This window comes from Rhodopseudomonas sp., assembly GCF_036404135.1.
GTDB lineage: Bacteria > Pseudomonadota > Alphaproteobacteria > Rhizobiales > Xanthobacteraceae > Rhodopseudomonas_A.
In genome coordinates, this window is record NZ_DASWPE010000122.1 from 1 (window position 1) to 22,801 (window position 22,801).

Consider the following 22,801-nt stretch of genomic DNA (forward strand, 5'->3'; position numbering starts at 1 on the left):
GTAGCGCGGGCTGCTGCGCTGATAATAGCGGCGGGTGGTTTCAGTCCACATCTGTGCCTCCATCGAATCTTCGCAAATCCGACGGAATCACAACAGACTGAAATCACTCAACTCTTTTTCGGCCAGGCTCTCAGGATGACGGCGGTGGGGTGTGGCGCGGGACCTCGGCGTCGTCAGTTTCGGTTCCCTCAATGGCCGTCGCCGACCTCGCTCGGCGCGACCTTGCGCTTCACCCGCTTGATGGTGCCGGAAAACGTGAACAGCGGCCGCCCGGCGCTCTTCAGCATGCCGCGGACGAAGATCAGCGATTTGCCGGCGCGGGTGACCTCGCCCGAGGCCTCGATCAATTCGCCCTCATAGGCCACGTCGAGGAATTCGCAGCCGAACGCCACCGTCACCGCCGGGCTTTGCAGTTGGTGCGCGGCGATCGCAAACAGCGCGTAATCGGCGAAGGTCATGAAGCAGCCGCCGTGCACGCCGCGCAGCCCGTTGAGATGTTTCTTCTCCACCCGGAACGCGCAGCGCACGGTGCCGTCGTCCTCGAAACGGTGCCAGAACGGGCCGTTGTTGGTTTCGAAAGTATCGCGGGTCCAGGTCCGCCAGCCGGCGAATTCGCCCTCGCTGGCGATGGTGAGGTCGGGGCGACCCAGCGGGGCGGGGGCAGTGTCGGTCACGCGCTCGGTCCTTCGGCTGGGAACGATCCCCCCATAAAACCGATCGACCGCGGCAATGCAATCGCCGGCCCGCCGGGCGCGCGGGAAAGCCGGAATGCGCCATAAAACCGCTTTCCCCGCTGTCGCAATCTTTCTAATAACGGGCCTTCTCCTTCCCCGCGGGGGAGGCCGATTGACCGTTTCAGGAATTGCGCCGCGATGTCGTCCAAGCCCACGCCGATCACCCCCGAACTCGTCGCCAGCCACGGCCTGAAGCCGGACGAATATCAGCGCATCCTGACATTGATCGGCCGCGAGCCGAGCCTCACCGAACTCGGCATCTTCTCGGCGATGTGGAACGAGCACTGCTCGTACAAATCCTCGCGCATCCATCTCAAGGGGCTGCCGACCAAGGCGCCCTGGGTGCTGGTCGGGCCGGGCGAAAACGCCGGGGTGATCGACATCGGCGACAACCAGGCCATCGTGTTCAAGATGGAGAGCCACAACCACCCGAGCTTCATCGAGCCGTATCAGGGCGCCACCACCGGGGTCGGCGGCATCCTGCGCGACGTCTTCACCATGGGGGCGCGGCCGATCGCCTGCCTCAATGCCTTGAGCTTCGGCGCCCCCGAGCATCCCAAAACCCGCCGGCTGGTGTCGGGCGTGGTCGCCGGGGTCGGCGGCTACGGCAATTCCTTCGGCGTGCCCACGGTCGGCGGCCAGGTCCGCTTCCACACCCGCTATGACGGCAACATCCTGGTCAACGCCATGGCGGTCGGGCTTGCCGACGCCGACAAGATCTTCCTGGCGGCGGCCTCGGGCGTCGGCATGCCGATCGTTTATCTCGGCTCCAAGACCGGCCGCGACGGCATGGGCGGCGCCACCATGGCGTCGGCGGAATTCGACAGCGACAGCGACGAGAAGCGCCCGACCGTGCAGGTCGGCGACCCGTTCGCGGAGAAGCTGTTGCTGGAAGCCTGCCTGGAAATCATGGCGGCGGATTGCGTGATCGCGATCCAGGACATGGGTGCGGCGGGGCTGACCTGTTCGGCGGTGGAGATGGGCGCCAAGGGCGACCTCGGCGTCGACCTCGATCTCGACGCGGTGCCGACCCGCGAGCCCGGCATGACCGCCTACGAGATGATGCTGTCGGAAAGCCAGGAGCGCATGCTCATGGTGCTGAAGCCGGAGAAGGAGCGCGAGGCCGAGGCGATCTTCAAAAAGTGGGGGCTCGACTTCGCCATTGTCGGCCGCACCACGCCGACGCTGCGCTTCGTCGTCAAGCACGGCGGCGAGGTCAAGGCCGACCTGCCGATCAAGGAATTGGGCGACGAGGCGCCGCTCTACGACCGCCCGCATGTCGAGAGCCCGAAGCTGCCGATTGTCCACGCCCGCGACGTCGCGCCGCCGATCGGCGTGATCGCCGCGCTGCAGCGGCTGATCGGTTCGCCGGAATTGTGCTCGCGGCGCTGGGTCTGGGAACAGTACGACCACGTCATCGGCGGCAACACCGTGCAGCGGCCGGGCGGCGACGCCGCGGTGCTGCGGATCGAGGACGGCCCCAAGGGGCTGGCGCTGACCGTCGACGTCACGCCGCGCTATTGCGAGGCCGATCCTTACGAGGGCGGCAAGCAGGCGGTCGCCGAAGCCTATCGCAATATCACCGCGGTCGGCGGCAAGCCGCTCGCCATCACCGACAATCTGAATTTCGGCAATCCGGAGCGGCCCGAGATCATGGGGCAGTTGGTCGGCTGCCTGAACGGCATTTCGGAAGCCTGCATCGCGCTGCAGACGCCGATCGTGTCGGGCAACGTCTCGCTCTACAACGAGACCAACGGCCGCGGCATTCTGCCGACCCCGTCGATCGGCGGCGTCGGCTTGCTCGACGATTTCACCAAATCCGCGACGCTGGCCTTCAAGGCCGAGGGCGAGGCGATCCTGCTGATCGGCGAGACCCGCGGCTGGCTCGGCCAGTCGGTTTATTTGCGCGACATCTGCGGCCGCGAAGAAGGCGCGCCGCCGCCGGTCAATCTCGACGCCGAGAAGCGCAACGGCACCGTGGTACGCGGCATGATCCACGCCGGCACCGCGACCGCGGTACATGACCTGTCCGACGGCGGGCTGTTGATCGCGCTGGCCGAGATGGCGATCGCAGGCGGCATCGGCGCCGCGCTCGACGCCGCGCCCGAGGCGATCGTGCCGCATGCCTGGTGGTTCGGCGAGGATCAGGCGCGCTACCTCGTCACCGTGCCGCAGGACGAGTTACTCGGCGTGCTCACCAAGCTGAAGGCGGTCGGCGTGCCCTGCCTGCAGATCGGCAAGACCATTGGCCACACGCTTTCGATCGCCGGCGAACCCTCGATCGACGTCAAGGCGCTGGACCACGCCCACGAGGCCTGGCTGCCGAACTACATGAACGGCAAGGCGTGACCGATTTGGCGGGAGTAGCCCTTTATAGCGTTTTCGAGCGAAGTGGATCCCGGTTCGCGTGAAGAAAACGCGTCAAAATAAGAATCTAGAGCTCCGGTTCTAATTCGATCAGAACCGGAATAGCTCTAGCGTCGTCGAGACCATTTTTCCGACCCACCGCGCAGTGCGGCGATCGATCCGCTATGAAATCGCGAATCGCGCAGGCTTCCTGTTGACTCCCGTCGAGAGTGAGTTAACTTTGACGCAATCCTTGATTGAGTAGTTCGCGGCGACTTTGTACCGCGATGAGCAGTGACGTCTGCTGGCGCATTATGCCCAGTCTCAAAGGAGGTTCGCGTGTCCGACAATACGCAGGAAGCCAACTCCGGGCAGGATATTGACCGAGCGATCGAACAGCTCGAAGCCGCCGCCAAGTCGCTCGAGGCCCCCGACGTCCGACGTACCGTCCAGGCGCTGAACGACGCCGCCAAGGCGGTGGCGACGATACAGGACGCGGTCAAGGCGGTGGCGGTGGGCGACGCGGCGAAAGCCGCGCTGTTCCAGGATCGCCTAAGCGCTCCCGCGGTGCAGGACGCGCTCAAGGCGGTTGCCGTTCAGGACGCCCTCAAGGCGGTGGCGGTGCAGGACACCCAGAAGGGCGTGGTCGCGGTGCAGGACGCATTGAAGGCGGTCGCGGTGCAAGACGCCCTGAAAGCGGTGGCGGTACAGGACACCCAGAAGGGCGTGGTCGCGGTGCAGGATGCATTGAAGGCGGTCGCGGTGCAGGACGCCCTCAAAGCGGTGGCGGTGCAGGACGCGCTGAAGGCGGTCGCGGTGCAGGACACCCAGAAGGGCGTCGTCGCGGTGCAGGACGCGCTGAAAGCGGTGGCGGTGCAGGACGCCTTGAAGGCGGTCGCGATCCAGGACGCGGTGAAGGCGGTGGTCTCGACGTCGAGCGACGTGCTGCGCCAACTGGTCGCCGACGAGGTGAAGCGCGCGCTCGACTTGAGCGGACAGGCCGCGCAGCTGGCGGAGGGTCAGCGCAAGGACGACAAGTGACGGCGCGCCTGGAGCTGGCGCCGCGCGCCGCGGACGCGCCGCCGCGGCCGGACGTCGTGCTGGTGCGGCCGCGCGACTTTGGCGCGGTTCCCGCCGGCGCGCCGGTGCAGGATCCGCTCGGTGTCGGTTACTTGGCAGCGGGCCTGCGCGCCGACGGCTACGCGGTGCGCATCCTCGATGCGCACGCCCTCGACCTCGACGATGACGGCCTGGTCGCCTGCGTGGTGCAGATGAATCCGCGGCTGATCGGCCTGTCGCTGCATTCTTTCGCCGACTACACCCATTGCGTCGCGATCTCGCAAGGCGTCAAGGCCGCGCGTCCGGAGCTGTATTGTGTGTGGGGCGGCGAGCACGCCACCTTCCATGCCGAGAACATCCTGACGCAGCATGCCGAGGTCGACGCGGTGGTGCTGGGCGAGGGCGAGGCCACGCTGGCCGATCTGCTGGCGGCGCTGCCGCACGCCGCCCCGGCCGGCCTCGCTGCGCCGGTCGCCGGCGTGCTCGCGCGCGGCCGCGGCACCGCGCTGCTGCACGGCGGTTTCCGCACCGCGATCGAGGATCTCGACGCGCAGCCCGAGCCGCACAAGGACATCGTGGAAATGGCGCTGCGCGCCGGCCGGCCGGTCAGCATCTCGGTGCTGACCGGGCGGGGCTGCACCCACCGCTGCCGGTTCTGCACCGCGCATGAATTCCTCCGGCTCGGCGGCGGGCGGGTCTGGCGCCGGCGGTCGCCCCGTCGCGTGGTCGACGAAATCCAGCGGCTGGCGACCAGCTACCTGAATAGCGAGCTGGTTCACCCGGTGATGCAGTTTCAGGACGTCATCTTCCTCGGCACCTCGACGGCGTCGCGACGCTGGGCCACCGAATTCGTCGAGGAGATGGAGCGGCGGCGTTTGGTCGTGCCGTTCTATTGCATGAGCCGCGCCGATGCGATCATCGCCAACCGCGACCTGCTGCCGCGGCTGGTCGGGGTAGGCCTGTGGTCGATCGAGATGGGCATCGAGTCCGGGGTCGATCGCATCCTGAAGCGCTATGACAAGCAGAATTCCAGCGACGCCAACACCGAAGCCATCGAGTTGATGCGCGCCTTTGGCATTACATATGACGCCAGCGGCTTCATCATGTTCGACCCGTCGATGAGTCTCGACGAACTGCGCGACAACGCGCTTTATTTGCGCGACTTCGGCGCCGCGACCTGGGATTTCTTCGTCACCCGGCTGCAGCTCTATCCGGGAACCGAATTGCGCGACGAGATGATCCGCAAGGGGCTGTTTGTCGGCGCCGACGACATCGGCAAGACCTGCGGCTACCGCTTCGAGGATCCGCTGGTCGAACGGGTGGCGCAGTTCACCTCCTATTATGATCCATCGATCCGCGATCTCGACCTCGCCTTGCGCGACGCGAAAGCCGAAGCCGCGATCGCGCACCGCCGCGGCACGTCCGGCCGCAGCGAAATCACCACCGGCATCGATCTCATTCACGGCAGCTATTGTAACCATCTGCTCGGCCTGATCGACGCCGTCGCCGCCGGCGCGCCGGACCCGCAGCTTGCGGCGCTGATCGCGGGTTTCGTGCAGCGCACCAAGCGGCTGGCCGCGGTGATGAAGGATATTCTGCGCCATCCGCAAGGCGCGCCGGCCCGCGCCGCGCCGCTGGATGCGTCGATGGCGCAATAGGCGGCGCCCGGCCGCGCAAAGCAGCGAGAACCAGGACGATGCCGGCAGGGCGATATCGTCTGCAGCGCGATGTTTTCCGCGGGGCGATATTTTCCGCGGGGCGATGTCGGTCAGCGCTATGCTTCAGCGCGAGCTGCGGTGCGGCGCAGCCGCAGCGCAATTACTCCGCGTCACGCGGAGCCTGGCTTGCGGCGTCGCAAATGCCGCCGCGCCATGACGCGTCGAACGCCGCGCTCACCGCTCGCTGTGCACATCGGACGCCGCCGACACGTCGAGCTGCAGCCGGCGATCGAAACAGGCAAATCCGCTGGCTTCATAGGCCCGGCACGCCGCCGGATTGTCTTGCGTGGTGCCGAGCGTGACCTGAGAGATGCCTTGGTCGAACAGCCGGTGGACCAGGCTGCTGGCAATGGCGCGACACAGACCGCGGCCGCGGTGCCGCGGCGCGGTGAGAAAATTGCCGATGTTGCAGATGCCCTCGGCCGCGGCCACCACGCCGCCGCAGGCCACCAGTTCTCCGTTCTCGACGATGCCGAGAAACAGCCGGTCGAGCATCCAGGGCGAAAAGATCGTCTCGGGATAATGCGACGCAAAGAACCGCCCGACCCGTTCGAGATCGTCGCGCGCCATCGGCGTGCAGCGCGGATCGGCGGCGTGCGCCGGGCGCTCGCCGATCGCGTAATATTGCAACGGGTGCACGCCGATCACCCGGCCCGCCAGCCGGCCGCGGATCCTTGCGGCGGCGTCGCGATCGACATGGAGTTCGCCGCCCTGCGGCAGATCGGCGATCGCAAACTCCTCGCCAGGCGAGAGCCGGCCGACGATGGTGCGCACCTCGAGCTGATCAAACGCGATGCCGAGCGCCGCCCCGGCGCCGTCGCGCCCCAGCAGCGCGGAGCGGTTGCTGGCCCCGCCGCGGGTGGCTGTGCGGGCATCGGACAAATACACGCTGAAAACCGGATGCGCTTGGGTGAGCTCCGCCAGCATCTGCAGTTCGGCGCCGCTGAGGGCTGCGAATGGCTTCACGGGGTGTCGCACCTCGGCGATGGCATCGCCCAAAGCCTACACCTTCACCGCGGCGGGAGAAAGCCGCCGCGGCCAGTCACAACACCAGGGCCACGCCGGGAATCCGCCGCAGCAGCGCGGTGGTGATCCAGCTTAAGCCGAGGCCAAGGACGAACACGATTCCGGCCTTGGCGATCGCCGGCAGCTCGGCACTGTACAGCCAATATTGCAGCCACAGCATGTAGGCGTAGTGCACCAGGAAAATGCCGTAAGCGTCGTGCTGCAATGGATCGAGCAGGCTCCAGCCGGAGGTCTTGAAGCGCAGGAAGACCGCCAGGATGGTGAAGGTGATCGCCGCGCTGAACACCACGAAGGCGATCGCGTAGCTCGCCTCGTACCAGGCCGGCAGCGCGTCGGGATTGCCGAGGATCTGGCGCTTGATATAGATCAGCCCCCACAACGCGACATAGGGCACCAGCGCGGTGATCGCCCAGCGCGTCCAGCGCTTCGGCAATTCGCCCTGCGGGCTGAGGATGCCGGTGCTGATATTGCCCGCGCCGATCCCGGCGCCGAGAAAGAAATACGCCGCGTAAAGCAGGATGCGGGAGGTCTGCACCGAGAACGGGCCGAATTCCAGCCAGTGGTTGGGGCCGAGCAGCACCCGGATCGGCACATAGACGATGGCGGCCACCGCCACGAACACCAGCAACAGCAGCTCGGGCTGCGCAAAGCCGCGCACCGACAGCCGGTTGATGCCGTCCAGCGCGTGCGGCGAGATCCGATACAGCGCGCCGCCCGCGATGCTGTAGATCAGCAGCACCCAGAGAAACCACAACGGGCCGCTCGGCCACGGCCCGACCGTGACGGTGGTCCACCAGAACTGGCCGAACCCCAGCCCCGGCGCCTGGCGCAGCGCGATCGCGTAGTAGGCGATCGGGATGATGGTCAAAGCGGCAAACGCAAAGGGCAGGCCGAGCCGGATCAGCCGGTCGCGGGCAAACACCCCCGGCGGGCGGTGCGCCACGCTCGGCCACAGAAACAGCCCCGACAGCAGGAAGAACATCGCCATGAAGAAGCTGTCGGTGGCGAGTACGATGGCGTCGAACCCGGCAAAGGAGGTGGGGTCGGTGTGGCCGTAATAGGTGTATGGGATTACCGCGTGATGGATCAGCACCAAAAGGGTGAGGAAGCTGCGGGTCCGGTCCAGCGACAGATTGCGCGCCGCATGCGCGACCGTTGGCGCCGCGGCCTGCTCGATCCGATCCGAAACCAGCGTCACGCCGTCGCCTCCCGCTCCAGGGTCATCCCGCGACCGCAGCAAAGCCTATGCCGGCCGCGGTCTCGCGACGCCGACTACGCCGCGTCGAGTTGCTCGATCGTGACCTTGTCCGGATAGAACGCCAGATAGTCCTTGATCTCGCGCATCGCCGGGAACGGCTGCTCATAGCTCCACACCGCGTTGTCGAGCCGGGTGTCGCCGGCCTTGATGCTGAAATAGCTGGCGTCGCCCTTGTAGGGGCAGTGGGTGGAGCGGTCGCTGCGTTCCAGGAACTCATGATGGGCGTCCTGCCGCGGGATATATTGGATCGCGGGGTAGCTCGCCTCCTTCAGCGTCAGCGCGTGGGAGGTTTCGGCGATCACCACGCCGCCGGCGGAGACCCGGACCCGCTTGGCGGTCGGCTGGATGGTGATCGGGTGGTCTGGACCGGGATTCTTCATGGGCAACCCTCAAATTCGACGGTTCCGTTGAGATGGGCGATGCCGGCGGGCTTTGAAAGGGCCTGCCGGGCAAATATAGTATCCGGATGACGCGGTGCGCGGTGCCGGCTAGGGTCGGCGCGGCGGCGTCGATCAGCCGCGATTCGCAGCGGGTTTCGCGGGCGCTTGGGAGAACGTTGAATGCCGATGGACGCCCGGGATATTGAATCCATGATCAAGGCGGCGATCCCCGATGCGGAGGTGACGATCCGCGATCTCGCCGGCGACCGCGACCATTACGCGGCCACGGTGATCTCGGAATCCTTCCGCGGCAAGTCCCGGGTGCAGCAGCACCAGATCGTCTATCAATCGTTGCAAGGCCAGATGGGCGGCGTGCTGCACGCTTTGGCGTTGCAGACCGGCGTGCCGGAAAGCTGACGCTGGACGATCAGATCATCCCGGAGGTGCGGCCCGCGGCCGGCGCCAGTTGGCTGCGCGATCGCAAGCCCGACGAACACAATCGCGTCACCTATGTCGAATTGTTCTTCGACCTGGTGTTCGTGTTCGCGATCACCCAGATCTCGCATTTTCTGCTGGCGCATTTCACCGCGCTCGGCCTGCTGCAGACCGCGATCCTGATGCTCGCGGTGTGGTGGGTCTGGGTCTACACCTCCTGGATCACCAACTGGCTCGACCCCGAACAGACCGCGGTGCGCTTGATGCTGTTCGCGCTGATGGCGCTCGGGCTGTTGCTGTCGACCTCGATCCCCAAGGCGTTCGAGAGCCGTGGGCTGGCCTTCGGGCTGGCGTTCGCGGCGATGCAGGTCGGCCGCACCGCGTTCTTCACCTGGTCGGTGCCGGCCTCGGACCATAAGCTGAAGATCAGCTTCCTGCGCATCCTGCTGTGGCTGAGCGCGAGCGGCGCGCTGTGGATCGCGGGCGGGCTGTGGCACGGCAAGGCCCAGCTCGGGCTGTGGCTATGCGCGCTGCTGATCGAATATCTCGGGCCGGTGGCGCGGTTCTGGGTGCCGCGGCTCGGCGCCTCCGCCACCACCGACTGGAGCGTCGAGGGCGGCCACATGGCGGAGCGCTGCGCGCTGTTCATCATCATCGCGCTCGGCGAATCCATCGTGGTCACCGGCGCCAGCTTCGCCGGGATCGCCTGGAGCGCCACCGCGCTGAGTTCGTTCGCGGTGGCGCTGTCGGGCTCGATGGCGATGTGGTGGATCTATTTCCACATCGGCGTCCATGTCGGCGCCGAGCGGATCTCGCATTCGTCGGATCCCGGGCGGCTGGCGCGGCTGGCCTATACCTATCTGCATCTGCCGATCGTCGCCGGCATCGTGGTCAGCGCGGTCGGCGACGAGCTGCTGCTGGCGCACCCCGGCGGCCACGCCGACGCCAAGGCGATGTTCGGCATGATCGGCGGGCCGCTGTTGTTCCTGTTCGGCGTGCTGCTGTTCAAGCACAGCGTGCACGGCCGCTGGCAATTGTCGCATCTCGGCGGCACCACAGCCTTGGTGCTGCTGATCCCGTTTGGCGGCCTGATGTCGCCGCTGCTGCTCGGGGCCATCGCCGCGGCGGTGCTGCTGGTGGTCGGCGCCTGGGAAGCGATTTCGCTCGGCGCCGGCGGCCGCTCGCCGATCGCTTAGCGCTTGACCAAGGCTTCGCTTAACCAAGGCTTAACGGCGCCGATGCACCGTGCCGCGCGGGTTTGGAGAGGCCGATTTGTCGAAATGGCAGGACGACAAGGCGGAAGCCAATCGGCGGACGCTGGCGCGGCTGAGCAAGTCGCTGCCGGCGGTGTTTCCCGCCGCGGTGCTGGCGCGCGCGCTGGCTTGCCGCTTCGTGCCGCCGACGCCGCGGCTGGCGATCGACGGCTATTGGCGCGACCATCCGCTGCGCGCGGACCGGCTGGCCCGGGCGCTGGCGGCGCGGAGCGGCGCGCCCGACGGCTGGCGCTGGCAGCTCGGCGACGATCGCGCGACCGGCCGGCCGGCCAGCTTCCGCGCGCCGCCGGCGCCGTATCGCGAAGCGGCTCACGGCAAGGGCGCCGGCTTCTGCTGTGTCTGCGGCCAGCCGGTGTATCGCTTCGGCTGGCACGTCGATCTGTGGGATCGCGGCATCAACCGCAATGCCAACTGGCACTCTGCCTGCGTGGTCGCCTGGCAATTCTGGAACGCCCCGAGCGGCCAGACCCGGCTGCTGCGCCGCCTGCAGGGCCGCCGCTGCCGGCAGACCAACCGGCGACTTTTGCGCGCCGCCGAGATCGATCACCTTGTGCCGCTGTTCGAGGTCTGGCGCCGACACCGCGATACGGCGTGGCCCGAGCTGTTGGGCTATTGGGGGCTGCCCAACCTGCAGGTGATCAATCGCGAGGTCCATGTCGAAAAATGCGCCACCGAGGCGCGTGTCCGCAGCGCGCGCGTCATCGCGGCCGAACTCGCCTGAGTCGCGATGCTGGCGGGCCGCGTCATCGCCCGATTGGTCGATGCGCGTCACAACAACGAAGTCGTCATTCCGGGGCGCGCGCAGCGATAGCTGCGCGCGCCCCGGAATCTTGCTGCTGGGAAAGCCTGTATGCGCTGCGAGATTCCGGGTTCGCTCGGGCTTGCGCCCTTGCGCCCCGGAATGACGGCCTTCTTTGGTTGGCGCTCTTTGATTGGCGAATTCAATAAGACAACGCGCGTCCCTGGGGGACCACGAAAGCGCGTTCTACTCCGCCGCCGCCAGCGCGTGCAGCGAGAACATCGCCTCGGCGTCGGTCCACAGCGCCCGCGGCGCCCAGCCGGAGCCGCGCGCCAACGTGTTGAAGCGCTCGACGCTGTATTTGTAGCTGCTCTCGGTGTGGATGGTTTCGCCGGCGCGGAACACGACGTGGTGGCCGAGCAGATGCGCGGTCTGCGCCTTGCGGCTAATCAGATGCATCTCGATGCGGTGGCGCTCGCGGTTGTAGATCGCGCGATGCACGAAGCCCGACAGGTCGAAGTCGCCGGCGAGTTCGCGGTTGATCCGCGCCAGCACGTTAAGATTGAACTGCGCGGTGATGCCGGCGGAATCGTTATAGGCCGCGGTCAGCACCCGGTCATCCTTCTCCAGATCGACGCCGATCAGCAATAGCGCGCCGCTGCCGAGGATGGCGCGGGCGCTGCGCAGGAAACCCGCGGCTTCGAACGGCTCGAAATTGCCGATCGTCGAACCCGGAAAGAACCCGACCTTGGGCATCATCCGCACCGCCTCCGGCAGCGCGAACGGCGCGGTGAAATCCGCGGTCACCGGATAGATCGCGAGCTTGGGAAAATCCTGCCGCAGCGCGCGGGCCTGGGCGTTGAGGAAGTCGCCGGAAATATCCACCGGCACGTAGGCGCCGATCGCGGCGGCGGGCAGCAGGGTACGGACCTTGGTGGTCGAGCCGGCGCCGAATTCGACGATCGCGGCGGCTTGCGGAATCATCGGGCCGATTTCGGCGGCGCGCGCGCGCAGGATGCCGAGCTCGGTGCGGGTCGGATAGTATTCCGGCAGGCCGGTGATCTGTTCGAACAGCGCGGAGCCTTCGGCGTCGTAGAAGTATTTCGGCGGCAGGCGCTTCGGCAGTTTCGACAATCCCTCGATCGCGTCGCGCGCGAACGCCGAGGTCTGCTCATCGAACCGTTGCGCCAGATTTGACGCGGCGGCATGTACATTCATTTCGATCTCCCGGTCGCGCCACGGCGCGGTTGAAAAACGGATCAGCCGCCGTAGTCTGCCAGACGCAGGCCGGTGAATTGCCAGCGATGGTGCGGATAAAAGAAATTGCGATAGCTGACCCGGCTGTGGTCCGCCGGCGTCGCCAGCGACGAGCCGCGCAGCACCAGCTGATTGACCATGAACTTGCCGTTGTATTCGCCGAGCGCGCCGTCGATGGCGCGGTAGCCGGGATAGGGGGCGTAGGCGCTGCGGGTCCATTGCCAGCAGAGGCCGAAGGCGTCGTTGAGGGAGCCGGCGCGCACCGCGACCTCCCATTCCATCTCGGTCGGCAGGTGCTTGCCGCGCCAGCGCGCAAACGCGTCGGCCTCGTAGTAGCTGACATGGCACACCGGGGCGTCGGGATCGAGCGGCTGCAAGCCGCCGAGCGTCATGATCTGCCAGGCGCCGTCGATGCGGCGCCAGTGCCCCGGCGCCTCCCAGCCCTCGCGCTCCACGGCGGCAAAGCCGTCCATCAGCCACAGCGTCGGCGTGCGATAGCCGCCGGCGGCGATGAACTCCAGCCACTCGGCGTTGCTCACGAGGTTGCGGGAAAGCTTCACCGGGCCGACCAGCGCGCGATGCGCCGGGGTCTCGTTGTCAAAATGAAACGCCTCGCCGGTGTGTCCAATGCTGTGAATGCCCTCGTTCAGCGTCACCCAGTCGCGGCCGCGCTGTGCGAGCGGAAACCGCCAGCCCGGCTGATAGGCCGGCGGGATCGGGTTCTGCGCAAAGGCGTGCAGGATGTCGGTGAGCAGCAATTCCTGATGCTGCTGTTCGTGGTTGAGCCCGACCTCGAGCAGCGGCGCGAGCTTGCTCAGCGTCGCCTCGTCGGCACTGGTGAAGAAGTCGGCGACCGCGGCGTCGACATGCGCGCGGTAGGCCGTGACTTCGGCGGCGCCGGGGCGGGTCAATAAGCCGCGCTGATTGCGGGCGTGGCGCGGGCCGGCGCTGACATAGTAGGAATTGAACAGATAAGCGTAGTCCGGATGATACGGCGTGTAGCCCGGACAATGCTCGCCGAGCAGGAACTGTTCGAAGAACCAGGTGGTATGGGCGCGGTGCCATTTCGCCGGGCTGGCGTCCGGCATCGACTGCACCACCTGGTCCTCCGGCGACAGCGTGGCGGCGCGGCGCTCGGTCTCGTCGCGCACCGCGCGATAGGCCTGCAGCAAGCGCTGCGCCAGGTGGCCCGGCTCGGAGGCTGATGACGGGCAAGGGGCGGCCAACGGCGCCGCGGCGGATGCAAGGTTCGTCACGTCAAACTCCGGTTTTGGGGAAAACGCTGCTTCGCGGGATGGGTTCCACGACACGCCCCGACTCCCAAGATAGGAAGCACAAGCAGCTGCCGACAGGGTTTGCGGGGCGGGAAACCGCGCCGCCGCGCAACCCTCGCCACGGCGACGGCGGCCGCGAGGCCGGCGAATTTTGCCTCGCCGGCATTTTACTTGGGCTGGTCAATGGTTTCGGGTAACCTATTTAAGGTTTGACGCGCCGTTGGCCGGTGCCGCAAAGGGACCCGATTATGAGCATTGAGCAATTCATCGAGAACGAAGTGAAGTCCAACGACGTGGTGCTGTTCATGAAGGGCACGCCGCAATTTCCGCAATGCGGATTTTCCGGCCAGGTGGTGCAGATCCTCGACCACGTCGGCGTCGGCTACAAAGGCCTCAACGTGCTGGAATCCGCCGATCTGCGCGACGGCATCAAGACCTATTCGAACTGGCCGACGATTCCGCAGCTCTATGTGAAGGGCGAATTCGTCGGCGGCTGCGACATCGTGCGCGAAATGTTCCAGGCCGGCGAATTGCAGCAATTGCTCGCCGACAAGGGCATCACCGTGGCGGCCTCCGCCTGATCCGGCAGCTCGGCCCGGTCCGCTGCGAGGTTGTCGTCGCGGACATCACCACCCTCAGCCTTGACGCCATCGTCAATGCCGCGAACGCGTCGCTGCTTGGCGGCGGCGGGGTCGACGGCGCGATCCACCGCGCCGCCGGTCCGCAGCTCCTCGCCGAATGCCGCGCCCTCAATGGCTGCGCCACCGGCGACGCCAAGATCACCGGCGGCTACCTGTTGCCGGCGCGGCACGTCATCCATGCGGTCGGGCCGGTGTGGCGCGGCGGCGCCAATGGCGAAGACGCCGCACTGGCGTCGTGCTATCGCCGCGCGATCGAGCTGTGCCAGGGCAACGGTCTGGCCTCGGTGGCGTTTTCGGCGATCTCCACCGGGGTCTACGGCTTTCCGCCGCAGCGCGCCGCAGGCATCGCGGTCGCGGCCACGATCGAGGCGCTGGCCGCGGCGCCGGCGCTGCGCCGCGTGGTGTTTTGCTGCTTCTCCGATGTCAGCGCGGGGCTGCACCAGGCGGAGTTGGGGCGCGTCGGCACTTGTGCCGGATAGTTCGCCGACGACGATCGAACCGTGACCGGGAAAGCAGGACAGATGAAAGTGCGGCAGGCGTTGCTGTCGTGGGCCGGCGGCGTCGGGCTCACCCTGCTGACGGCGTGTGCGGGCTTCGCGGATGACGGCTTCGACAAGCCGGCGGGCGCGCATTTTTCGGCCAGCAAGCTCGAGCGGATCGACGATTTCTTCGCCAGGGAAATCGCCCAAGGCAAGATCCCCGGCGCCATCCTGCTGATCCAGCAGCACGGCAAGCCGGTGTATTCCAAGTTCTTCGGCGTCCGCGATCTCACCACCAAACAGCCGATGACCGACGACACCATCTTCCATCTGCATTCGATGACCAAGCCGATCACCAGCTTTGCCGCGATGCTGCTGATCGACCAGGGCAGGCTCAGGCTGGACGATCCGGTCGCCAAATACATTCCGGCCTTCGCGACGATGAAGGTCGGAATCGAAAAGGCCGTCGAAGGCGGCAAGGCGCTGGAATTGGTGCCGCTGGCGCGTCCAATCACCATCAAGGATCTGCTGCTGCATACCTCGGGGATGACCTACGGGTTTTACGGCGACAGCCTGATCCGCAAGACCTGGGGCAATTCAACGATCTATGACGGCGATCTGAACAACGCCGAATTCGCCGAGCGGGTCGCCCGGCTGCCGTTGGCGGAGCAGCCCGGCACGCTGTGGGACTACGGCCATTCCACCGACATTCTCGGCCGCGTCATCGAGGTGGTGTCCGGGCAGTCGCTGTATCAGTTCGAAAAGCAGGCGCTGCTGGACCCGTTGCGGATGACCGGCACCGGCTTCTTCGTCACCGAGCCGGAGCGCCTGAAACTGCAAGCCCGCCCGGTGCCGAGCGACGTGTTCGAGAACACCGCCGATATCTACATGAAATGGGAATCCGGCGGCGGCGGCATGGTGACGACGATCAAAGATTTCGCGCGGTTCTCGCAAATGCTCTTGAACGGCGGCATGCTCGACGGCCACCGCTATCTCAGCCCGGAAAATTTCAAGCTGATGACCACCGATCACATCGGCCCCGGCTCCGGCGTGGCGCGCGATTACTATTACTTCCCCGGCGACGGCTATGGCTTCGGTCTCGGCTTCGGGGTGCGCACCGATCCCGGCGGCGCCAAACCGCCGACGCCGGGCTCGCTCGGCGAGTTGAAATGGGACGGCGCCTCGGGCTGCTACTTCGTCATCGATCCGAAGCAGGACCTGTTCTTCGTGCTGCTGCAGCAGACCTTCTCCGAGCGGCAGCGGATCCAGACCGAGGTCAAGAAGCTGATCTACGAGGCGCTGGAGAACTGAGCCGGGCCGCCGGCACGGTGGCCTTCAAGATCTCGCCGATCGCCGCCAGCGTTTCGCTGATCATCGCCGCCGAGACGTCGAGATGGGTGCAGGCGCGAATTCGTCCGCCCATCACGCAGGCCAGCACGCCGCGGCGGCGCAACGCCACCACCAGCGCGTCGCTGCTCAGCCCGGCGCCGCCGGGATCGAAGAACACCATGTTGGTGTCCGGGCTCTGCACCTCGACGCCGGGAATTTGCGCAAGCCCCGCCGCCAGCGCCCGCGCATTGCCGTGATCCTCGGCGAGCCGCGCGACGTTGTGGTCGAGCGCGTAGTGGCAGGCGGCGGCGCAGATCCCGGCCTGGCGCAACGCGCCGCCGAGCCGCTGCTTCCAGCGCCAGGCGTCGTCGATGAAGCCGCGCGAGCCGGCAAGCACCGCGCCGAGCGGCGCGCCGAGTCCCTTGCTGAAATCCAGCCACACCGAATCCCAGCCGGCGGCCATCGCGCGGGCGCTGATGCCGGTGGCGACGCAGGCGTTCAACAGCCGCGCGCCGTCCATGTGGGTGGCAAGGCCATGGCCGCGCGCGATTTCGACGACGGCGTCGAGCGCGGCTTTCTTCCAGATCGCGCCGCCGCCGAGATTGGCGGTCTGCTCGACGCTGACCAGCGTCTGCCGCGGCTGATTGCGGCTCGCCGGACGCAGCGCCTCGCGCAATTGCTCCGGCGCGAATTGGCCGTGGGCGCCGGGCAGCGGCTTGACCTGGACGCCGCCGAATGCGGCGTGGGCGCCGCCCTCCAGCGTCACGATGTGCGCGGTGTCGTGGGCCAGGATCTCGTCGCCGTGGCGGCAATGCACCAGGGTAGCGGCGACGTTGCACATCGTGCCGGACGGCATGAAAACCGCCGCCTCCTTGCCGAGCAGCGCGGCGACGCGTTCGCACAACGCGCTGACGGTCGGATCGTCGCCCATCTGTTCGTCGCCGACCTCGGCCATCGCCATCGCCTGGCGCATCGCAGCGCTGGGGCGGGTCTGGGTGTCGGATAACAGGTTGATGCGGATCGGCGGTAGGCCGGGCTCGTCCAACGCCGGGGCGTAAACCATGGTCACTTCCTGTCCCACGCACGGCAGGGCAGATTGATCATCCCCCTTGCAGTGACAATCATCTCGTTACAGCGAAGCCGCCGGACCCGGGCCAGCCCACATTCGAAACATCAGGCGCTCTCAAAAGATAAGACGGCGATGCAGCCGCACAAGCGAAATGACCAAGTCGCAATCGATTTGGGACAAGCCTTCGCCAAGCCGTTGGTTCAAGGGTAAAATTTTGCAAAGAACCAAAAGGCGCAACGAAAAAGGCCCCGGCGAAACCGGGGCCTTGACGTCAATCGCTGCTGACGCGGTTAGCGCGAATAGAATTCGACGATCAGATGCGGCTCCATCTGCACCGCGAACGGCACGTCCGACAGATGCGGGATGCGGATGAACTTCGCGGTCATCTTGCCGTGATCGGCTTCGATGAAGTCCGGCACGTCGCGCTCGGGGAGCTGCACGGCTTCCAGCACGAAGGTGAGCTGCTTGGAGGATTCCTTGACCTCGATCAGGTCGCCGACCTTGACCTTGTAGCTCGCGATGTTGACGCGCTTGCCGTTCACCTTGACGTGGCCGTGGTTGATGAACTGGCGCGCGGCGAACATCGTGGAGACGAATTTGGCGCGGTACACCACGGTGTCGAGGCGGCGCTCCAGCAACCCGATCAGGTTCTCGCCGGCGTCGCCCTTGAGGCGGGTGGCCTCGACATAGATGCCGTGGAACTGGCGCTCGGAAATGTTGGCGTAATAGCCCTTCAGCTTCTGCTTGGCGCGCAGCTGCACGCCGAAGTCGGACAGCTTGCCCTTGCGGCGCTGGCCGTGCTGGCCGGGGCCGTATTCGCGGCGGTTGACCGGGCTCTTCGGGCGGCCCCAGATGTTCTGGCCCATCCGGCGGTCGATTTTATACTTCGCTTCACTGCGCTTTGTCATCGCGTCCTCTGAACGGCTGATGTGGATGAGGAAACGCGCCCTCCTGTGCGCCGGGACTTTCCCGGAGCCGACAGGCCCACCCTTAAAGCTTAAGGGGAGAACCACGGGTCGCGAAACGCAACGCGGGCCGAAACCGGCCCGCGAGCAGCGGTGTTCTAGGCATTAACGGGGCTTGTGTCAATTCGCGGTCCGGCGATGCGGCCACGCTGCCAGCGGCCAATTGCGGCCTCGCCGGGGCCTGCAAATGGCCTGGCGCGGATCGCCCTCAGCGATCAGCCTTGACGGCTTCACCGGGTTTTGGCTCGACCGGCGGCGCGCCGCGCGAGGCGTCGTCACCGAGGCGGTCGAACACCTCGTTGAGGCGCCGGATCAACAATTGCTGTTCGGAGGAAATCCCGCGCGCGGCGGCCGTTATGGCCGGCTTGCGATGCCAGGGGCGGTAGCGGATCAAGACAGCCATAACCGCCACAACGAGCGTTGCGATCACGGGCAGCGACAGCAGGTAGATCTCCCTATTGGTCATCCGGATCGTCCAGCGCTTCCAGAGCCCATTGCCCGAGCAAATGTAGGGCGACGCAGGCACAAAGGCAAACCACCGGCACGGCGACCAGCAGGTCGCTGTGGCGCGGCGGATCGCCAAAGCCGTAGACCTGAAGCGCGATCGGGGTGAACACGCCCACGGTGAGGAGGGCGGCTGCGATCGTGTTGCAGAAATTGGCAATCAGCTTGATGCGCTCGATGCGGGCTGGGCTGGGCAAGGGCTCGTCCTCGGCGTTCGTCTCCTTGCCTCATGCTAAGCCGGCGATCCGGCCGCGGCATTGATCGAACCCAGCCGCGCCCTCAATGCGCGACGACGCGAACCGGCGGCGTGATCTGCGGCCGGGCGCGCAATTCGGCGGCGATGGCGCCGTTCAGCACCCGTTCCAGCTTGTCGAACAGCTTGACGATCATCGCGGCATCGGTGACGCGGTGATCCCAGCGCACGATCACCTCGATGCTGTGATCGGGCGCGAGCTGGCCGTAGCTGATGAGGAACGGCCCCGGGCTCAGCGCATAGAGTTCGCCGGGGCCGAACGCCGCCACCGAGGTGATGCCGTAGCTGCCGGCGTAATTGGCGTGCTGCCGGCCCATGTTGAGGCCGAACGCCCAGGCCAGCCGGCGGATCGGCCATGGCAGCCGGGTCAGCCGCATCATCCGCCGGAACGCCGGCACCTGGTCGATCGCGGCGGTCTGCGCGTGACGGATCTTGGCGTCGACCTCCGCCAAGGGGATCTCATCGGCGGCGCTCACCTTCTGCATCAGCACGCAGTCCTCGCCGTCCAGGCAGCGCGCCACCGCGATCATGCCGACGCTCTGCGGCAATTGGTAGAAATGCGACCACGGCCATTTGATGTACAGCGTGCGCAGGATCGGCTCGTCGCGCGCCACCAGACAGAACGCCTTGGCGAAGATCGCGCTCCAGCCCGGGCGCGCCAGCGCCGCCGCCCGCGCCGCGGCGAGCGGGCCGACGTCGAGCGTGCGTTTCATGGTGATCAACGGCACGCCGCACGAGGCTCGCATCAGATCGATGACGAACTGCCGCGGCCGCGAGACCTTGCAAAACCGTCCGCGCATGGCGTTAAACAGGCCGCATCACGGCGCCGGCGAGGCGAGCGGCTTGGTCTTGTCGACCACATAGACGGCGAGCACTTTGACGCTTCTGTCGCCATGCACCTTGGCGTCGTGCACCACGCCGGCCGGGATAGAGTAGGAATCGCCGGCCTTGAGGTGCTGGGCCGGTTGGCCGTCGATCAGCATGTCGGTTTCGCCTTCCAGCAGATAGCCGGTCTCGATGCCGGGATGGGTGTGCCGCCCGGCGCTGCCGCCCGGCGGGATTTCGGCGATGCCGGTGACGGTGACGTAGCCGTCCGGGAACTCGACTTTTTGCAACGCGGTGCGCTTGATGCCGCCCTGCTGCGCCGACGCCAGCCCGCCGGCGAATGCCACGGCAACGACGCCCAACAGAATTCGTTTCATTCGCTTCATATTGTTTCCTCCCTGACTGGGAGATTAACAGCGGCGGCGTTGTTGCGGAAGCCGATGCGGCTAAGCGGCGACGGGGCGGCCGAAGAACGGCAGCAGAGCACCACTCGCGGGATGCCGACGGCCGGAGGTGAAGATCAATTGCGCGTCGCGGGGCGAGCCGGCCGGCGCGGCGGCGCCGCCGAGCAGGGTCGCGACCCGCCGGGCGATCGCCGGCGCCGGATCGATCCAGTCCACCGGCCACGGCGCCAGCGCCTTCAGCCGGTCGAGCAGCAGCGGATAATGCGTGCAGGCCAGCACCACGGCGTCGGTGCGCACGCCGCCGTCCTTGACGAAGCAGGGGGCGATTTCCGCAAAGATCTGCTGGTCGCTGATCGGGCGGCCGCCGAGCGCGGCCTCGGCCAGCGCCGCCAGATGCGCCGAGCCGACCAGCGTCACCTTGCAGGCCTGGGCGAAGTCGCGGATCAGCGCGCGGGTGTATTCCAGCCGCACCGTGGCGCTGGTGCCGAGCACCGACACCCGCTTGGTCCGGGAGGCCGCGCAGGCCGGCTTGATCGCCGGCACGGTGCCGACGAACGGCACCTTGTAGCGCGCCCGCAGCGGCGCCAGCGTCATGGTCGAGGCGGTGTTGCAGGCGATCACCACCAGATCCGGGGCGTGCGCGGCGATCAATTCGCCGATCAGCGGCACCACGCGGCCGATCACCGCCTCCTCGCTGCGCTGGCCGTAGGGAAAAAATGCGTCGTCGGCGACATAGACCACACGCGCGTCGGGCCGCAGCCTGACGATCTCACGCAGCACGGTGAGGCCGCCGAGGCCGGAATCGAACACCAGAAGGGTGGGAGAAGCGGGCATTGTTCGATGATTCTGCAATTTCGGGGTGGTCCGCGATGCTACGGCGGTCATGGTTACCGCCGCCTTGCCATCGCCGAGCGTGACCGGGGGAATCGCGCAAAGATGCTTTAAACCGGCTGCAATGGCCGATGTGGGGCAGAAGGCCATTCGATCCGGACCCTGTCCTGCGGGCGGACGTCGCCGCCGGCGCGCACGATCGCCATCACCCCGGCCTTGCGGATCAGCCGGCCGTCCGGGGCGCGCTGCAGCGTCGCCGCCATCAGGCCTTGCTGAAATCGGTCGATCTGCACGCAAGGATTGCGCAGCCCGGTGAGTTCGACGATCGCGCTGTCGCCGAGCTTAAGCAGGCAGCCGGTCGGCAGCGCCAACAGGTCGACGCCCGATGTAGTGACGTTCTCGCCGAACGCGCCGGGCTGCAGGTGAAAGCCTTGGGCTTCCAGTTCGTCGAACAGTTCGGCCTGCAGCAGATGCACCTGGCGCAGATTGGGCCGGGTCGGGTCCTGGCGCGCCTGGTGACGGTGCTTGACGGTGACGCCGCAATGGCCGTCGCCCTCGACGCCGAGCCCCGCCAGCAGCCGGATCGACATCGCTTGGGTCTTGCTGAAGTGATGCCCGCGGCGAAGACTGACGGCGACGACGCGGCCCATCGATTGCTCAGCTCTCGCCGAACACCCGCTGGAAGATGGTGTCGACATGCTTGAAGTGATAGCCGAGGTCGAATTGTTCGGCGATCTCGGCGTCCGACATGTACTTCTTCACGTCGACGTCGTTCTTCAACAGGGTCTGGAAATCGCCTTCGCCGCGCCACACCGGCATCGCGTTGCGCTGCACCAGCCGATACGACTCCTCGCGCGAACAGCCCTTCTGGGTCAGCGCGGTCAGGAGCCGCTGCGAATGGATCAGCCCGCCGAGCTTATCGAGATTGCCCTGCATGTTGTCCGGATAGACCATCAGCTTGTCGATCACGCCAGCCAGGCGATTGAGCATGAAATCCAGCGTCACGGTGGCGTCGGGCGCCAGCATGCGTTCGGCGGAGGAGTGCGAGATATCGCGCTCGTGCCACAGCACGACGTTTTCCAAGGCCGGCGTCACATAGGCGCGCACCATGCGGGCGAGACCGGTGAGGTTTTCGGTCAAGACCGGGTTGCGCTTGTGCGGCATCGAGGACGAGCCCTTTTGGCCTTCGGAGAAATACTCCTCGGCTTCCAGCACCTCGGTGCGCTGCAGATGGCGGAACTCGATCGCCAGCCGCTCCACCGAGGAGGCGACCACGGCGAGCGTGGCAAAATACATCGCGGCGCGGTCGCGCGGGATCACCTGGGTGGAGATCGGCTCCAGCTTCAGCCCCATCGCTTCGGCGACGTGTTGTTCGACCCTCGGATCGATATGCGCGAAGGTGCCGACCGAGCCGGAGATCGCGCAGGTTGCGACCTCGGCGCGCGCCGTCACCATGCGGGCGCGGGCGCGGCTGAATTCGGCATAGGCGTAGGCCATCTTCAGGCCGAAGGTCACCGGCTCGGCGTGGATGCCGTGCGAGCGGCCGATGGTCGGCGTCAGCTTGTGCTCGAAGGCGCGCTTCTTCAGCGCAGCGAGCACCTTGTCGATGTCGGCGATCAGGAGGTCGGCGGCGCGCACCAGCTGCACGTTGAAGCAGGTGTCGAGCACGTCGGAGGAGGTCATGCCCTGATGCACGAAGCGCGAGTCGGGGCCGACGAATTCGGCGAGATGGGTGAGGAAGGCGATGACGTCGTGCTTGACCTCGCGCTCGATCTCGTCGATCCGCGCCACGTCGAATTCGGCCTCGCGGCCGCCGGCCCAGATCGCCGCCGCGGCGGATTTCGGGATCACCCCGATCGCGGCCTGGGCGTCGGCGGCGTGGGCCTCGATCTCGAACCAGATCTTGAAGCGGGTCAAAGGCTCCCAGATGGAAGCCATTTCCGGACGGGTATAGCGGGGGATCATCGAGCACTCGCGGGTTTTGGGGATTGCGCCGCGCTT

At 66.7% G+C, this 22,801-nt stretch carries 24 protein-coding genes; 9 read left to right on the plus strand and 15 right to left on the minus strand.

Going from position 1 to position 22,801, the window contains the following annotated elements; all coding sequences use genetic code 11:
* Window positions 1-188: 188 nt before the first annotated feature.
* Window positions 189-674 carry a PaaI family thioesterase gene (locus VGC77_RS15195; protein WP_331172398.1) on the minus strand — a complete coding sequence of 162 codons (486 nt, stop codon included), beginning with the start codon at window positions 672-674 and terminating at the stop codon, window positions 189-191.
* A gap of 198 nt (window positions 675-872) precedes the next feature.
* Here VGC77_RS15195 and purL point away from each other — a divergent pair, with 198 nt between their 5' ends.
* The 3 genes from purL to VGC77_RS15210 all read left to right on the plus strand — a co-directional run bounded on the left by purL (window position 873) and on the right by VGC77_RS15210 (window position 5,797).
* Window positions 873-3,083: a phosphoribosylformylglycinamidine synthase subunit PurL gene (gene purL, locus VGC77_RS15200; RefSeq protein ID WP_331172399.1), complete on the plus strand. Its 2,211-nt coding sequence runs from the start codon at window positions 873-875 to the stop codon at window positions 3,081-3,083.
* A gap of 336 nt (window positions 3,084-3,419) precedes the next feature.
* The gene (locus tag VGC77_RS15205; RefSeq protein ID WP_331172400.1) at window positions 3,420-4,121 is read left to right on the plus strand and encodes a hypothetical protein; all 702 of its coding nucleotides are present in this window, start codon (window positions 3,420-3,422) and stop codon (window positions 4,119-4,121) included.
* On the plus strand, window positions 4,118-5,797 hold the full coding sequence (locus tag VGC77_RS15210) for a B12-binding domain-containing radical SAM protein (protein ID WP_331172401.1): 1,680 nt from the start codon (window positions 4,118-4,120) through the stop codon (window positions 5,795-5,797). Before VGC77_RS15205 ends, VGC77_RS15210 begins: the two co-directional genes overlap by 4 nt.
* Window positions 5,798-6,031: 234 nt before the next feature.
* Here VGC77_RS15210 and VGC77_RS15215 read toward each other — a convergent pair whose 3' ends face one another.
* From VGC77_RS15215 to VGC77_RS15225, 3 genes are all read right to left on the minus strand, one after another.
* Window positions 6,032-6,823, minus strand: a complete 792-nt coding sequence (locus tag VGC77_RS15215; protein WP_331172402.1) for a GNAT family N-acetyltransferase — start codon at window positions 6,821-6,823, stop codon at window positions 6,032-6,034.
* A gap of 76 nt (window positions 6,824-6,899) precedes the next feature.
* Window positions 6,900-8,081, minus strand: coding sequence for an acyltransferase (locus VGC77_RS15220; RefSeq protein ID WP_331172403.1), 1,182 nt, complete (start codon window positions 8,079-8,081; stop codon window positions 6,900-6,902).
* Window positions 8,082-8,155: 74 nt separating this feature from the next.
* Entirely contained in the window at window positions 8,156-8,521 is a 366-nt protein-coding gene (locus VGC77_RS15225; RefSeq protein WP_331172404.1) for a DUF427 domain-containing protein, read from the minus strand.
* Window positions 8,522-8,701: 180 nt separating this feature from the next.
* Between VGC77_RS15225 and VGC77_RS15230 the strand changes: the two genes are divergently transcribed.
* The 3 genes from VGC77_RS15230 (at window position 8,702) to VGC77_RS15240 (ending at window position 10,951) form a co-directional block, all read left to right on the plus strand.
* The gene (locus VGC77_RS15230) at window positions 8,702-8,938 is read left to right on the plus strand and encodes a BolA family transcriptional regulator (RefSeq protein WP_331172405.1); all 237 of its coding nucleotides are present in this window, start codon (window positions 8,702-8,704) and stop codon (window positions 8,936-8,938) included.
* A 26-nt stretch (window positions 8,939-8,964) separates the two neighbouring features.
* Window positions 8,965-10,152: a low temperature requirement protein A gene (locus VGC77_RS15235; RefSeq protein WP_331172406.1), complete on the plus strand. Its 1,188-nt coding sequence runs from the start codon at window positions 8,965-8,967 to the stop codon at window positions 10,150-10,152.
* A gap of 76 nt (window positions 10,153-10,228) precedes the next feature.
* Window positions 10,229-10,951 carry a hypothetical protein gene (locus VGC77_RS15240; protein ID WP_331172407.1) on the plus strand — a complete coding sequence of 241 codons (723 nt, stop codon included), beginning with the start codon at window positions 10,229-10,231 and terminating at the stop codon, window positions 10,949-10,951.
* Window positions 10,952-11,215: 264 nt separating this feature from the next.
* Here VGC77_RS15240 and egtD read toward each other — a convergent pair whose 3' ends face one another.
* Together egtD and egtB are read right to left on the minus strand one after the other, a co-directional pair.
* On the minus strand, window positions 11,216-12,187 hold the full coding sequence (egtD, locus tag VGC77_RS15245; RefSeq protein ID WP_331172408.1) for an L-histidine N(alpha)-methyltransferase: 972 nt from the start codon (window positions 12,185-12,187) through the stop codon (window positions 11,216-11,218).
* Between the two features lie 41 nt (window positions 12,188-12,228).
* Window positions 12,229-13,482: an ergothioneine biosynthesis protein EgtB gene (gene egtB, locus VGC77_RS15250; RefSeq protein ID WP_414709678.1), complete on the minus strand. Its 1,254-nt coding sequence runs from the start codon at window positions 13,480-13,482 to the stop codon at window positions 12,229-12,231.
* A gap of 266 nt (window positions 13,483-13,748) precedes the next feature.
* On the opposite strand from egtB, the gene grxD reads away from it, so the two are divergent.
* From grxD to VGC77_RS15265, 3 genes are read left to right on the plus strand one after another with little or no spacing between them, the layout of a single operon-like run.
* Window positions 13,749-14,081, plus strand: a complete 333-nt coding sequence (gene grxD / locus VGC77_RS15255; protein ID WP_331172409.1) for a Grx4 family monothiol glutaredoxin — start codon at window positions 13,749-13,751, stop codon at window positions 14,079-14,081.
* Window positions 14,078-14,620 (plus strand): O-acetyl-ADP-ribose deacetylase, encoded by a 543-nt coding sequence (locus tag VGC77_RS15260; protein ID WP_331172426.1) that lies wholly within the window; start codon window positions 14,078-14,080, stop codon window positions 14,618-14,620. Before grxD ends, VGC77_RS15260 begins: the two co-directional genes overlap by 4 nt.
* A gap of 42 nt (window positions 14,621-14,662) precedes the next feature.
* Window positions 14,663-15,931: a serine hydrolase domain-containing protein gene (locus tag VGC77_RS15265; RefSeq protein WP_331172427.1), complete on the plus strand. Its 1,269-nt coding sequence runs from the start codon at window positions 14,663-14,665 to the stop codon at window positions 15,929-15,931.
* Here VGC77_RS15265 and VGC77_RS15270 read toward each other — a convergent pair.
* From VGC77_RS15270 to purB, 9 genes are all read right to left on the minus strand, one after another.
* A complete protein-coding gene (locus tag VGC77_RS15270; RefSeq protein ID WP_331172410.1) occupies window positions 15,897-17,012 on the minus strand; it encodes a threonine aldolase family protein in 1,116 nt (371 codons plus the stop codon). The two genes, VGC77_RS15265 and VGC77_RS15270, sit on opposite strands and share 35 nt — an antisense overlap.
* Window positions 17,013-17,308: 296 nt before the next feature.
* On the minus strand, window positions 17,309-17,926 hold the full coding sequence (rpsD, locus tag VGC77_RS15275; protein ID WP_331172411.1) for a 30S ribosomal protein S4: 618 nt from the start codon (window positions 17,924-17,926) through the stop codon (window positions 17,309-17,311).
* Window positions 17,927-18,191: 265 nt separating this feature from the next.
* Window positions 18,192-18,449 carry a hypothetical protein gene (locus VGC77_RS15280; protein WP_331172412.1) on the minus strand — a complete coding sequence of 86 codons (258 nt, stop codon included), beginning with the start codon at window positions 18,447-18,449 and terminating at the stop codon, window positions 18,192-18,194.
* Window positions 18,439-18,684, minus strand: coding sequence for a hypothetical protein (locus VGC77_RS15285; protein ID WP_331172413.1), 246 nt, complete (start codon window positions 18,682-18,684; stop codon window positions 18,439-18,441). Before VGC77_RS15285 ends, VGC77_RS15280 begins: the two co-directional genes overlap by 11 nt.
* Window positions 18,685-18,766: 82 nt before the next feature.
* Window positions 18,767-19,540, minus strand: coding sequence for an acyltransferase (locus tag VGC77_RS15290; RefSeq protein ID WP_331172414.1), 774 nt, complete (start codon window positions 19,538-19,540; stop codon window positions 18,767-18,769).
* A gap of 18 nt (window positions 19,541-19,558) precedes the next feature.
* A complete protein-coding gene (locus VGC77_RS15295; protein WP_331172428.1) occupies window positions 19,559-19,942 on the minus strand; it encodes a cupin domain-containing protein in 384 nt (127 codons plus the stop codon).
* A gap of 69 nt (window positions 19,943-20,011) precedes the next feature.
* On the minus strand, window positions 20,012-20,803 hold the full coding sequence (gene murI, locus VGC77_RS15300) for a glutamate racemase (protein ID WP_331172415.1): 792 nt from the start codon (window positions 20,801-20,803) through the stop codon (window positions 20,012-20,014).
* A gap of 107 nt (window positions 20,804-20,910) precedes the next feature.
* On the minus strand, window positions 20,911-21,450 hold the full coding sequence (locus VGC77_RS15305) for an MOSC domain-containing protein (RefSeq protein WP_331172416.1): 540 nt from the start codon (window positions 21,448-21,450) through the stop codon (window positions 20,911-20,913).
* A gap of 7 nt (window positions 21,451-21,457) precedes the next feature.
* The gene (purB, locus tag VGC77_RS15310) at window positions 21,458-22,765 is read right to left on the minus strand and encodes an adenylosuccinate lyase (RefSeq protein ID WP_331172417.1); all 1,308 of its coding nucleotides are present in this window, start codon (window positions 22,763-22,765) and stop codon (window positions 21,458-21,460) included.
* Window positions 22,766-22,801 lie beyond the last annotated feature (36 nt).

What these genes read in the sequence shown, in the direction of transcription:
- purL (WP_331172399.1), top strand. Translation starts at nt 873, where the DNA reads ATGTCGTCCAAGCCCACGCCGATCACCCCCGAACTCGTCGCCAGCCAC.
- VGC77_RS15295 (WP_331172428.1), bottom strand. Translation starts at nt 19,942, where the DNA reads ATGAAACGAATTCTGTTGGGCGTCGTTGCCGTGGCATTCGCCGGCGGG.
- VGC77_RS15265 (WP_331172427.1), top strand. Translation starts at nt 14,663, where the DNA reads ATGAAAGTGCGGCAGGCGTTGCTGTCGTGGGCCGGCGGCGTCGGGCTC.
- VGC77_RS15305 (WP_331172416.1), bottom strand. Translation starts at nt 21,450, where the DNA reads ATGGGCCGCGTCGTCGCCGTCAGTCTTCGCCGCGGGCATCACTTCAGC.
- VGC77_RS15280 (WP_331172412.1), bottom strand. Translation starts at nt 18,449, where the DNA reads ATGACCAATAGGGAGATCTACCTGCTGTCGCTGCCCGTGATCGCAACG.
- egtD (WP_331172408.1), bottom strand. Translation starts at nt 12,187, where the DNA reads ATGAATGTACATGCCGCCGCGTCAAATCTGGCGCAACGGTTCGATGAG.
- VGC77_RS15230 (WP_331172405.1), top strand. Translation starts at nt 8,702, where the DNA reads ATGCCGATGGACGCCCGGGATATTGAATCCATGATCAAGGCGGCGATC.
- rpsD (WP_331172411.1), bottom strand. Translation starts at nt 17,926, where the DNA reads ATGACAAAGCGCAGTGAAGCGAAGTATAAAATCGACCGCCGGATGGGC.
- grxD (WP_331172409.1), top strand. Translation starts at nt 13,749, where the DNA reads ATGAGCATTGAGCAATTCATCGAGAACGAAGTGAAGTCCAACGACGTG.
- VGC77_RS15225 (WP_331172404.1), bottom strand. Translation starts at nt 8,521, where the DNA reads ATGAAGAATCCCGGTCCAGACCACCCGATCACCATCCAGCCGACCGCC.
- VGC77_RS15290 (WP_331172414.1), bottom strand. Translation starts at nt 19,540, where the DNA reads ATGCGCGGACGGTTTTGCAAGGTCTCGCGGCCGCGGCAGTTCGTCATC.
- murI (WP_331172415.1), bottom strand. Translation starts at nt 20,803, where the DNA reads ATGCCCGCTTCTCCCACCCTTCTGGTGTTCGATTCCGGCCTCGGCGGC.
- purB (WP_331172417.1), bottom strand. Translation starts at nt 22,765, where the DNA reads ATGATCCCCCGCTATACCCGTCCGGAAATGGCTTCCATCTGGGAGCCT.
- VGC77_RS15270 (WP_331172410.1), bottom strand. Translation starts at nt 17,012, where the DNA reads ATGGTTTACGCCCCGGCGTTGGACGAGCCCGGCCTACCGCCGATCCGC.